The following is a 10,921-nucleotide window of genomic DNA, read 5'->3' as shown; positions in this document are numbered from 1 at the left end:
GTCGACTGGCTGCTCGGAGATCGCGGCTACGACGCCGATCGGTTCCGCGAAACGTTGAAAGACAAAGGGATACGCCCCTGCATTCCAGGCCGGGAGCAACGCAAGACACCGGTCAAATACGACAAGTGCCGGTACAAGCGGCGCAATCGTATCGAGATCATGTTTGGCAGGCTCAAGGACTGGCGGCGGGTGGCGACCCGCTACGACCGATGCCCGAAGGTTTTCTTCTCTGCCATCGCCCTCGCTGCAACGGTCATCTATTGGCTATGAGTCCTGAGCCTAAGTCTCGGACGGCTGATGACGCCTTGTCATTCCGGACGTACGCTGGCGGCTTAGTCTTAACGAAAGTCAAGGCGCCCGCCGGGGAGCACGGGCAAAGTGACCCGGAACGGGAAACCTGGCAGGTCGATGTGGCCGTTGTCCGGGCAGGCCGGCACCCAAAAGCAGGGACAAGCCGATTGTGACGGGCGCATGGATCGAATGCGGGCGTGAAGTAGGGGCCATCGGATGCCGATGTCGGTGCGGCCGTAAATCTCCGGTGCGTCGATGCCGGTCTGGCAGATCCGGAAATGGGGCAGTAACGCGGAACGACATGCGCGGTCGGCAGCATTGTTCGTATCGTGTGGATCACCCCCTGAATGCGTGTCGAGCACATGTTGTCAGGTCATCACGAAGGATGGCGATGGGTGCCCGGTACTGAAACATCGCGCACCGCGAAAGGAGTTGCACAATGACCCCTGCTTCCGTCAAACGGCTGTTTTCTGCCGGATACCGGGTGTTTTTCCTGCTTGCGGGGCTGTTCGCGGTGTTCGCCATGCTGGTTTGGGAAAGCTCTCTGGCGATCGAGGCCGCCGGCGGTACCGTCTCGTACGGCTTCGCTACCGCGCCCCAGATGTGGCACGCCCACGAGCTGATCTATGGATATGGCGCGGCGGTTATCGCGGGCTTTCTGTTGACTGCCGCGCCCGGCTGGACGGGGCTGCGGGCGGCCCCCAGCGGGTTCTTTGCCTTGGCCTCTGCGATATGGGTGGCGGGTCGGCTGGCGGTCTGGTGGTCGGCGTCGCTGCCGCCGCTGCTGGTCGCGGGCATCGACCTGGTCTTTCTGCCGATCGTCGGGGCGCATGTGCTGACACTGCTGCTGAAGCGGCCCAAGCCCGCGCAGATGATGATCCTCGGGGTGATTGCGTTGCTGTGGTCGGGCAATGCGGTGATGCACGGCGACTGGGTCGGCGCGGGTGGGGACGCGTGGCTTGGCGCCCGGGTCGGCGTCCTGGCGCTGGCCACCTTGATCGTGATCCTCGGCGGGCGCGTGACGCCGGCGTTCACCCGCAACGCCATGGTGCGGACAGGGCGCGAACACCGCTTGCCGCGCAATCCGGTCCGGCTGGGCATCGCCGCCATCGCGCCGGCGATTGCGGCATCGCTGACGCTTCTGGTGGGCCTGCCGATGGAGATTCCGGGCGCGCTGGCTGCCATCGCCGGTCTGGTCGCGCTGGCGCGGCTGGCACGGTGGAGGGGTGGCTGGACGTTCGGCCAGCCCATCCTCTGGTCGCTGCACCTGTCTTATGGGCTGAACGCGCTCGGGCTGGTGCTGACGGGGCTGGCATGGTCCGGCATCGGATCGGAGCTGGCGGGGCTGCACCTGCTGGCGATCGGAGGCATCGGATCAATGACGCTGGCGGTGATGTCGCGGGCGGCGCTGGGGCATTCGGGCCGCCCGCTGGTTGCCCCGGCCCCGGTGGCTGTTGCCTACGGGCTGGTTCCTCTGGCGGCGCTGATCCGCTTTGCGGCGTCGGCCTCGCCGACACTGCATGACGCTGGCGTGCTGCTGGCCGGTGGGCTGTGGATCGTCGCCTTCACCCTCTATGTCGTTGCGCTCTGGCCGGTATTCTGGGGCGAACGCGGGATCGCGAAGCCTGCTCAGGCTTGAAATGAGAACAGGGCGACCATCGTTCCGAAAGGTTGACTTTGGGCCGGGCAGCCTCGGCCCGTCCCGCTGAAAGCGCCCCGAAACACGTCTGGATGGGACGGACAAGCGCTGTGTGCGACGTCATGACCAGGGCCGGGGGCGATCACGACGAGGCCGGGGCGGGCAAATCGCCAGGGCCCCGGCGACCAAGCTGAAGCCGCACCTCGACCTCGTCCCTGCAGCATGGACGGCGCGGCGCTGTCCGTCAGCCGCAGCGCCCCGAGGACCGGGCGCCCGCGGCGGTGATGTCGCGATCCGCACCTTTTCCTGGCCGAAGCGGGATTGGGTTTGTGTGCAGACCGCCAGGACGTTCAGCGCGCCCATGTCGGCGACAACCGCTGGCGGCCAGCGGCACGTCCGGGGGCTTGCATCGCTTGCGATCCTGGGCTTTGCCTGGTTCAGGACGCAGAGCATCCCGCGCGTCGATCTCGGACTTGGGCGGGTGCCGGAGTGGGGCAGGGGCTTTGCGCCGGTGCTCCTTCATGGCGCTGGCGGCGGGATGACAGAAACGGGAGACACCGCATGGGTTGGCTGGAATTCGCGCTGGCGATGACCGTCTTCATGGCATCGCACCGCATCCCGGCGATGTTGGGGGTAAAGGACCGGCTGACCGGCGCGCTGGGCCCGCGCGGCTATACGACGGCTTTCAGCGTGGTGTCCGTGTTGCTGCTGTGGTGGGTCATAAAAGCGGCGGGGCGCGCGCCTTATGTGCCGCTCTGGGATCAGACCATGACGGCGCGCTGGGGTGTGACGATCGTCATGCCGCTTGTCGTGCTTCTGGCCGCTCTCGGGGTGACGGCGCCCAACCCCTTTGCCTTCGAGGGCCGCGCGATGGGCTTCGATCCCGACCGCCCCGGAGTGGCGGGCCTGACCCGGCAGCCGCTGCTCTGGGCGATGTTGCTGTGGGCGGGCGTGCACACATGGGCGAACGGAGACCTTGCCCACGTCATCCTCTTTTGCACCTTCGGACTGTTCTCGGCGCTGGGAATGCTGATGGTCGAACGTCGGCGCGCCCGGCTGATGGGCCCCGCGGAATGGCAACGGCAAAGCGCACGGACCGCGCTGGTACCTTTCGCTGCCATGCCGCGCTGGCAGGGATCGCCCTACAGGCGCCCTCCGTGGCTGCGGGTCGGTATCGCCGTGGTCGCATGGGCAGCACTTTTGCACCTGCACGCGCCGGTGATCGGGGTCGGACCGCTGCCGTAGCTATCGCACCCAAGGGCTGGCGGGGTCGTCCTCGGCGTAGTCGCGAAGGATGCCGACATCGCGGATTGCGGCGCGGTTCTGCTTGATCGTCACCCCGTGATCGCGCAGCTTCGAGAACGCGCGGCTGAGGCTTTCGGGCTTCATGCCCAGACGGCCCGCGATCAGCGCCTTGTCATAGGGCAGCGTGACCTCGCAGGCGCCCTCGGCGCAATCGGTCAGTTCAAGCAGGAACTCCGCCACGCGCTGCGCGCCTGTGCGGGCTTTCAGTCCCTCGACCTGAGCCACCAGCGCGTGCAGATGGGTGAAGGTCGCGGCAAGGATCGCGGTTGCCATGCCCGGAGTATCCTCGATCAGGCGCAAAAACTGCGCGGCCTCGATGCGCAGGACGCGGCAGTCCGTCACCGCCTGGGAAGACACCGGGTAGGTGTCGTTGCGAAAAGCCACCGCCTCGCCGAAGCTGCGGCCCCGGGTGAAAACGCCGACCACCGCTTCGGCCCCGCTTGGCGCGATGCGGTACAGCTTTACCCAGCCTTCCAGCACGATGAAGATCGCGGTCGCCTGTTCGCCCTGTAGGAAGATCGTGCCGTTGCGCTGGACGTTGCGCACCCGAGCCGAACCCAGCAGGCCGTCAAGAACAGGTCGCCTGAGGCTTGACAGCAGAAGGCTGCCTTCTGCGATCTCGCGGTCCCGAGGGGTCATGGTCTGCTCCGGCCTGGCTGGGTCGGGTGGAGTTGTGACCGATCCCGCGCCAGGGGTCCAGAGCGTGACGCCCCCGGATTGCGCGGCCAAGCATGGCCCTGGGCGACCTTGCGCACGGGCCGGGGCGGTTTCGCCCTGTCGCTGTCATTCGCGGTGAACCACGCAGGCGCCGAAGGCCAGAATGATCGCGGCCCCGAGCCGGTCATGTCATCGGGCGGCCGGTCAATAAGCGGCAAGCCAACAAGGATGGCGCCCAGGATCTCAAGAGACCGGAACAGCGAGAGTGCGCTTGTCCCGATCCGCGAAAAGGCGAATGCGACCGGCAGGACGGCCAAGCGCGCCAATGCGCAAACAAGGATCGCCAGCGGCAGACGGGCCCCGCGGTGCGTCGCCGGATGTGACTTTGGTTGTCAGGTGGGGAATCAGCAGGGCGACGAACATGATCGCCCCGCTAACAGTGACGCCCGATGGCCATAGACCCGTTCCGCGATCCGCGCGATGCACCGCGCTTGACCGCGCCTGTGACACTGCTTGTGCCCATCATGGTCGCCCTGTTGCAAAATCGGCGAAAAAGACGCCCCCGACAGACGGAAATCTTCATAATCATGAATACACTTCCACTCAAGGACGCGGCGATCCAAGAGCTTTGGTCTGCCGTGGCGCTGCGGAAAACAGGGGGCAAGACGCAGCATCCGCGCATCTCTTCGCCAGTCGGATCCGACCTGTTCACCGCATGGTTGGGGGCGATCAAGCACGGCACGGAACGAAAACAAAACCGGGTCCGACCCCAGGCTCGAATCGCCCCAGACCCTACATCCAACCGAAAAGACGAGGTCCCTACATCAAGCAGCCCGGGATTACCTGCGTTTTTGCAGGTCCGAGATTGACCTGACCGCCTCGACGTCCCATTTTGCAATTGCAAACCTGGGGACAGCCATGCGTCTGATCGCCTTCATCGTTCTGACCAGCCTCATGGTGCTGGCGTTCCTGCCGCAGATTGCCGGGGCAGGGTCAGCGATGCATGACTGCCCGTCCTGCGCAGAGGCGATGACCGCCCCGGATCATCAGCGGCCTGAAAGACATCGGATGGGCTCGCCCTGCGCCGATATGGCTCTGTGTGCTCCTGTCGCCATCCTCGCTGAAAACCCGCCACTTCGTGAGGGCGGTCTTGTTCGCCCGCGCCATGCCTGGCCGGAACCTCGGCACGGGGCCACGATAAGCTTGTCGTTGGACCTGCCACCACCCCGCGCCTGATCCTGCTCGATGACGTTATGGGCCGACACCCGTCTGCCCTCAATGAGATCGCGCGGCGCAAGCCGCTGCGCAGAACAGGATAAACTCATGAACAAGATCACCCTCGCCGGGGCTGCGGTTATCGCCGTGGCGCTTGGCGTCTATGCCTTCACCCGCTCCGCGGACAAAGGCCTCTCCGGGCAGGTCGCCGCCGCTCCGGCGAAGGGCGCGGCCATGGTTTCGGTCACGCTGCCGGAAAGGCTCTCGCCCGAGGCAACCCTGGGCAAACGCGCTTTCGACGCGGTCTGTGCTGACTGTCACGGCGAAAATGCCGCCGGGAAATCGGGATTTTCCCCGCCGCTGATCCACAGGATATATGAGCCGTCGCACCATGGTGACATGGCCTTCCAGATGGCTGCCGCCAATGGCGTGCGTGCACATCACTGGAAATTCGGGGACATGCCGCCGCTGCCACAGGTCACGCGGGCCGAGATGATCTCCATCATTGCCTATGTCCGCGAAGTGCAGCGCGCCAACGGGATCAACTGATATGCGGATGACACGACGCGGTTTCTGCGCCGGGCTGGCCCTGCTTCCGCTGGCGCGGCCCGCCGTCGCCCAGACCATGCCGCTTCTGACGGCGCAGGAGGCCATGGTTCAACTGGCCCCGGACACCTATCCGGCCACGCCGGTCTGGAGCTATGACGGCGCGGTCCCGGGGCCTGTCATCCGTGCGGCCCAGGGCGACCGCCTTGAACGGCGGCTGGTCAACGATCTGAACGTGCCAACCTCGATCCACTGGCACGGCATCCGCATCGACAATGCGATGGATGGCGTCGCGGGGCTGACGCAGGACCCGGTGCCGCCGGGACACAGTTTCGATTACGCCTTCGACCTGCCCGACGCCGGAACCTATTGGTATCACGCCCATACCAATTCCATGGAGCAGGTGGCGCGGGGCCTGTCCGGTGCGCTGATCGTCGAAGAGACGACGCCGCCGGACGTCGATCGAGACGAGGTCCTGATGATCGACGACTGGCTGATCGACCCGGACACGGGGCGGTTCGCCGATGGCTTCGCGGCCCCGATGACGCTGAGCCATGGCGGTCGGATCGGCAATCTGGTGGGTGTGAACGGGCGCTACGACTACAGCCTGTCCGCACGCCAGAACGAGCGGCTGCGGTTGCGGCTGATCAACTCTGCCAATGCGCGGATCTTTGGCCTGAGGCTGGAAGGTCTGAGAGGATGGGCTGTCGCGCTTGACGGGATGCCGCTTGCCGAACCCGGGCCGGTGACGGACACGCTTGTCCTTGCACCCGCCCAGCGCATCGACCTGATCGTGGATGTCACGGCCGAGGAAGGCGCTGCCGCCGGTCTTTTGTTCGCCGCGGCCGACGACACCTGGCGCGCGCTGGCCGAGATCACCGTCGCGGGCCGTTCCGCTACGGCAAGCCGGGATATGCCCGCGCCCTTGCCGCCCAATCCGCGCATGGAAGTCGGCAGTCCTGAAACGGCACGGCTCCGCGACATGCCGCTTCAGGGCGGGGCCATGCGAGGGCTGGAGCGCGCCCGGTTCAGGGGGCGGGTCACGGCCTGGCAAGAGCTGGTCCGGAATGGCCGGTTCTGGGCGCTGGCCGGTCAGGTGGGCTTGGGCGAGACGCCTTTCGCCACCCTGTCGCGCGGGGAAACCGCGCGCATCCGCATGACAAATGACACGATCTTCCCCCATGCGATGCATCTTCATGGCATGCATTTCCGAACGCGGAACGAAGACGGCGCCCTTGGCCCTCTCAGGGACACGGTGCTGGTGATGCCGAACGAGACAACGGAAATCGCCTTCGTCGCGCACAATCCGGGAAAGTGGCTGCTTCACTGTCACATGCTGGGGCATGCCGCCTCGGGCATGACCAACTGGATCATGGTGTCATGAAACGGCGTGTGTTGTTTGCAGCCGCGCTTGCAGGCACGGCCAATACCACGCAGGCGCAGGACAAGGCGGATGGCGCAACGCTTTACCGGCAGAATTGCGCAGCGTGCCACGGCACCAACCCCGAAGGGCAGTCGGGGCCCGGACGGCTGGCCGCCAACGCCGCCGCATGATGCGACAGGCCACAGCCGGCATCATGGCGACGGCATCCCGGTCCGGATCACGCGGGGCGGGACGGCGACCGTGGTCGGCGGCGGCCATGAAAGCAACAGGCCGGGCTTTGGCGATACGTTACGCGATGCGGCAATCCGGGCTGTCCCGAATCACATCAAATCCACCCGGCCGGACCGCATACGCGCCCATCACCAGTATGTCACCTGGCAGGAACACGTCGCTAAATGTGAATTTTCCCGGAACATCCAGCCACTGGAAGGTAGTTGCACCTTGAACAGACCTGGAGGTGCCGATGGCCTATTCTCGCTTTTTCCTGATGATCGCCGTTTCTACGGTCCTGATGTTCGGGCTGATGTATCTGAACACCTACCTGATCGGCCATGTGTTCTGGTCGGAAACGCGGGCCTACATGGCCATCGTCATGGGGGCCCTCATGGCCTTTGTCATGCTGGCGTTCATGTGGGGCATGTACCAGAACCGTGCGGTGAACATCGCGATCTTCGCTGGCGCCATCGTGGTTTTCGCCGGTGCGCTGTGGCTGGTACGCAGCCAGGTGACGGTGCAGGACCGCTCTTACATGCGCGCGATGATCCCGCACCATTCGATTGCGATCATGACCTCCTCCCGTGCCGAAATCACCGATCCACGGGTGCGGGTTCTGGCCGATGACATTATCTATGCGCAGGACAAGGAAATCGCCGAGATGCGCTATCTGGTCGCGGACATCTCGGCGAACGGAGACGCCGCGCCGAAAGCGGACGCCCCCGCATCCCGGTTGAAAAGCGCGCAGGAGGCCTTGGCGACCGAGGTCGTCGCCAAGGTCGACCCGGAGTTCCTGAAGGATGAAGACATCGCCCAGGTCTTCCCCGCCGGGGCAGAATGCCGCTTTACCTACACGCAGACCAGCCCGCCGGTGCTTGTTTCCGGAAACGGCGCTGCGCTGGTCAAGATCAGCGGAGACCTCGTGCGTCTGGAAGCCGATGCTGATCGTTTCGCGGCAAATCCGGTTACGGTCGAGGTGCGCCAGACGGATGATTCCGACCTGCGGGACCTGATCATCCGTGCGGGTCCGGATTACGAGGCCGGTTTTCGCGGCCAGTATCGCTGCGCGAATTGAGCAAGCCCGGCATGCCGAAGGGCTCCGGCAAACCCGCCGTGCGCTATCGCATGGTCATGGCGGAGCATAGCCGCCCCTGCGGTCTGAAATCGAAACACCTGTTGGAGCGCGGCGGCGACGAGGTCGAAGACCGTTATTTGAAGACCAAGGTCGAAACCGGGGCCTTCACGCGCGGGCACGATGTAAAAACGAACCCGCGGACCTTTGCCGAGAGCAAGCGCATCGACGGACATGACGATGTGCGCATGTTCCTCGGGGTCCGAGGGCCGGAACAGGGGCGGCTTTGCGCCGCCGCCCAAGCGCCGTGCTGTCGGTTTATCCGATGTGTCCGGGCCCGACCGTGGACGTAAAGATCGCGGTGACAAGCAGGACCGCGACGAAGGCTGCCATCTCCCGTCGAATGGATTGCCGCAGCGGCGCTGCCCCGTCCGGCCATGTCATAAAGGGGAAAGAAGCCGCCGATCCAGAAGCTCGCCGCAAGAATGTGGATCACGAACAGAATCGACAGCGCCAGTTGCGGATCACCGGTTGCATGACCGCGCAGAGCAAAGCTGATTGCCACGAGCGCAACGCCAAAGGGGGCAAACGGTCGGGTCCATCCACCTTTCAAAACGATGGTGGCGATGGCCGGAAGGCCGATAACATCCGTCTTGATCCACAGCCCGAACGGGCTGCTCAAGGCGATCTGAAGCATCATGGGATCGAACGCGCCGCCAAACCCGTCGTAAAGGAACGCGGCCCGCAGCGGAATGTTCAGAGCACTGAACAGCGCGCCCGCCATGGCAGACCATGCTGCAAGCCGCCGGAGAGACGACGGCGTGCAACGGCATCCAGCGCCGTGAGGAGCCACAGATTGATGACGGAGCCCGCCGCAAGCAGGACGCTGACATACATCCCGGTCTTCACGAGGATCGAGGCGATTTGCACCGGTTCCAGTCCGACAGGAACTCCGCCCATGGTCACTTCGCGACCTTGAACGCGAAACTGCCGTTCATCGGATAGCCGTCCGGCGACATGCCGCGCCAGTCGACCGTGTGGCTGCCGGGGGTAAGCCTGGGCCGCCTGCCTTCCCAGGTCTTGACGGCCTGGTTCGCAGCCGGGCCGTTGATCTTGTAGGTCTTGCCGTCAGGGGCTGCCATGGTGACGGTGGTGATCTGCATGGGATCGGTGAACATCAGGTGCATGACCCTGGTGTCCGACGCGACGGTCTGATCGTTGCTCGGCATGGCCATCATGCCCTTTCCATGAGCCAGAGCTGCGCCAGCACTTAGACCAAGGTCGAGCCAAAGCGCGGCGGAGGTGGCGATATTACGAAGTTTCATCGGGTATATTCCGTTTGTTCGGTTCAGGTTGAAAAGCTGCGCCCCTGTCGCGTCGCATTTGGCGATGCGGGCAGGGACGCAGAAAAATCAGAACATGAAGTTCACGCCGACCACGCCGGTCAGCACCTCGATCTCGCGGCCATGATCGCGCAGGATGTCGGCCGTCCCACCCGAGGCGCGCTCATGGTTCACGCCGATGTAGGGGGCGACGCTGCGCCCGATCAGCTCGTAGCTTAGCCGCAGCCCGAGCTCGACGGATGCGCCGCCGGCGGCGATTTCCCGACCGGGATCGTCCGCCAGCGGCAAACTGGCTTCGATGGTCGGCGTCAGGACAAGTCGGTTGGTCAGCAGCCCTTCGTAGTCCACTTTCGCCCCGATGTGGGGTATTCCGAAACGTAGAGCGCGGCCTCGACCTCAAACCATTGCGGCGCAAGGCCGGTCACACCAAAGACGCCGTGATAACGCCCCGGCGCACCGTCCGGGGTCGACGCCGCAACCCCGGCGAAACCGTCGAAGAAATCGGTGATCGGTTTCTGAAGGCGGATCTGGTTGTCCATCTCCTCGACGTCACCACCGTCTCTCTGCGCGCCTTCGCTGTTCCAGACAAGGCGCAGATCGTCGTTGCCGGTCCAGGTCTCGAACTCCCACGCAAAAGCGTTCTCTTCTTCGCCCATCCGGTATTCGAGCTTGTCTGTCCGAATGCCCCAGTCCGCCGGGGACATTCCCGGATTGGCCATCGCGGCGGGGGCGAAAGACAATGCAAGCGGAAGCCCCAGGGCCATTCCGGGTCGTCGTTTGTTCATGTGCCTGGTTTCCCTGCAATCCACGCCCATCAGGACGGGCCGCTTTCGACGATGACCTTGCGGAACATGCCACCGGCCATGTGGTACGACAGGCGGCAGTGGAAGGCCCACTGTCCGGGCGCGTCGACTTCCGTCTCGGTGTGGACAGTCGTGCCGGGGGCCACGCTGACCGTGCGCTGCACCAGGTCATAGGCGCCCTTGCCCGCGTCGATGATCGACCACATGCCATGCAGGTGCATCGGGTGCGCCATCATCGTTTCGTTGACGAACTTGAACCGCACGCGTTCGCCGTATGTCAGGCGGATGGGGTCGGAATGGCGTCGTTGCAGACCTCGACCTTCGAAGGATTCACAATGGAAATCCATGCGGTTAGACGGGCCTGATGAGCAAGCCTCCTCCCGCCCGCGACCGCACCATGAACTGGTCCAGCGACAACGCGGCGCTGCGCAAGCGTGGCTCCCTGCTGATCCA

The 10,921-nt window shown here is 64.8% G+C and carries 14 protein-coding genes; 7 read left to right on the top strand and 7 right to left on the bottom strand.

The features are described 5' to 3' along the window. The 3 genes from ATI53_RS21710 to ATI53_RS21700 all read left to right on the top strand — a co-directional run. Positions 1-270 (top strand): transposase (locus ATI53_RS21710; RefSeq protein ID WP_146609992.1); only part of this gene is annotated, 270 nt, incomplete at its 5' end. A 460-nt stretch (positions 271-730) separates the two neighbouring features. Continuing rightward, on the top strand, positions 731-1,930 hold the full coding sequence (locus ATI53_RS21705; protein ID WP_111551372.1) for an NnrS family protein: 1,200 nt from the start codon (positions 731-733) through the stop codon (positions 1,928-1,930). 561 nt (positions 1,931-2,491) lie between these two features. Then, complete coding sequence (locus tag ATI53_RS21700; RefSeq protein ID WP_111551371.1) at positions 2,492-3,175, top strand: NnrU family protein; 684 nt, start codon at positions 2,492-2,494, stop codon at positions 3,173-3,175. On the opposite strand, the gene ATI53_RS21695 is transcribed toward ATI53_RS21700, so the two are convergent. Continuing rightward, a complete protein-coding gene (locus ATI53_RS21695; RefSeq protein WP_111551370.1) occupies positions 3,176-3,874 on the bottom strand; it encodes a Crp/Fnr family transcriptional regulator in 699 nt (232 codons plus the stop codon). Positions 3,875-5,215: 1,341 nt separating this feature from the next. Between ATI53_RS21695 and ATI53_RS21690 the strand changes: the two genes are divergently transcribed. From ATI53_RS21690 to ATI53_RS21675, 4 genes are all read left to right on the top strand, one after another. Further along, entirely contained in the window at positions 5,216-5,656 is a 441-nt protein-coding gene (locus ATI53_RS21690; protein ID WP_111551369.1) for a c-type cytochrome, read from the top strand. A 1-nt stretch (position 5,657) separates the two neighbouring features. After that, positions 5,658-7,037, top strand: a complete 1,380-nt coding sequence (locus ATI53_RS21685; RefSeq protein WP_111551368.1) for a multicopper oxidase family protein — start codon at positions 5,658-5,660, stop codon at positions 7,035-7,037. Further along, positions 7,034-7,207 carry a c-type cytochrome gene (locus ATI53_RS21680; RefSeq protein WP_009503957.1) on the top strand — a complete coding sequence of 58 codons (174 nt, stop codon included), beginning with the start codon at positions 7,034-7,036 and terminating at the stop codon, positions 7,205-7,207. The genes ATI53_RS21685 and ATI53_RS21680 overlap by 4 nt, the downstream gene beginning before the upstream one ends. A 293-nt stretch (positions 7,208-7,500) precedes the next feature. Continuing rightward, entirely contained in the window at positions 7,501-8,325 is an 825-nt protein-coding gene (locus ATI53_RS21675; protein WP_009503956.1) for a DUF305 domain-containing protein, read from the top strand. A 133-nt stretch (positions 8,326-8,458) separates the two neighbouring features. Here the strand turns inward: ATI53_RS21675 and ATI53_RS21665 are convergent, their stop codons facing one another. The 6 genes from ATI53_RS21665 to ATI53_RS21650 all read right to left on the bottom strand — a co-directional run bounded on the left by ATI53_RS21665 (position 8,459) and on the right by ATI53_RS21650 (position 10,815). Next, positions 8,459-9,106 (bottom strand): CopD family protein, encoded by a 648-nt coding sequence (locus ATI53_RS21665; protein WP_240778655.1) that lies wholly within the window; start codon positions 9,104-9,106, stop codon positions 8,459-8,461. Beyond that, complete coding sequence (locus ATI53_RS24140; RefSeq protein ID WP_249033419.1) at positions 9,079-9,288, bottom strand: hypothetical protein; 210 nt, start codon at positions 9,286-9,288, stop codon at positions 9,079-9,081. The genes ATI53_RS21665 and ATI53_RS24140 overlap by 28 nt, the downstream gene beginning before the upstream one ends. Then, positions 9,285-9,647 carry a copper resistance CopC family protein gene (locus ATI53_RS21660; protein WP_111551366.1) on the bottom strand — a complete coding sequence of 121 codons (363 nt, stop codon included), beginning with the start codon at positions 9,645-9,647 and terminating at the stop codon, positions 9,285-9,287. The genes ATI53_RS24140 and ATI53_RS21660 overlap by 4 nt, the downstream gene beginning before the upstream one ends. A gap of 87 nt (positions 9,648-9,734) precedes the next feature. Next, on the bottom strand, positions 9,735-10,013 hold the full coding sequence (locus ATI53_RS24265; RefSeq protein ID WP_263398799.1) for a copper resistance protein B: 279 nt from the start codon (positions 10,011-10,013) through the stop codon (positions 9,735-9,737). Next, complete coding sequence (locus ATI53_RS24260; protein ID WP_276613135.1) at positions 9,992-10,450, bottom strand: copper resistance protein B; 459 nt, start codon at positions 10,448-10,450, stop codon at positions 9,992-9,994. The genes ATI53_RS24265 and ATI53_RS24260 overlap by 22 nt, the downstream gene beginning before the upstream one ends. 29 nt (positions 10,451-10,479) lie before the next feature. Then, positions 10,480-10,815 (bottom strand): multicopper oxidase domain-containing protein, encoded by a 336-nt coding sequence (locus tag ATI53_RS21650; protein ID WP_111551365.1) that lies wholly within the window; start codon positions 10,813-10,815, stop codon positions 10,480-10,482. Between the last annotated feature and the right edge of the window lie 106 nt (positions 10,816-10,921).

The sequence above is a fragment of the Salipiger aestuarii genome (genome assembly GCF_003259905.1).
In the GTDB taxonomy this organism is placed as follows: Bacteria; Pseudomonadota; Alphaproteobacteria; order Rhodobacterales; family Rhodobacteraceae; genus Salipiger; species Salipiger aestuarii.
The sequence above is the reverse complement of the archived record's forward strand: the minus strand, read 5'-3'. Positions and strand labels throughout refer to the sequence as shown.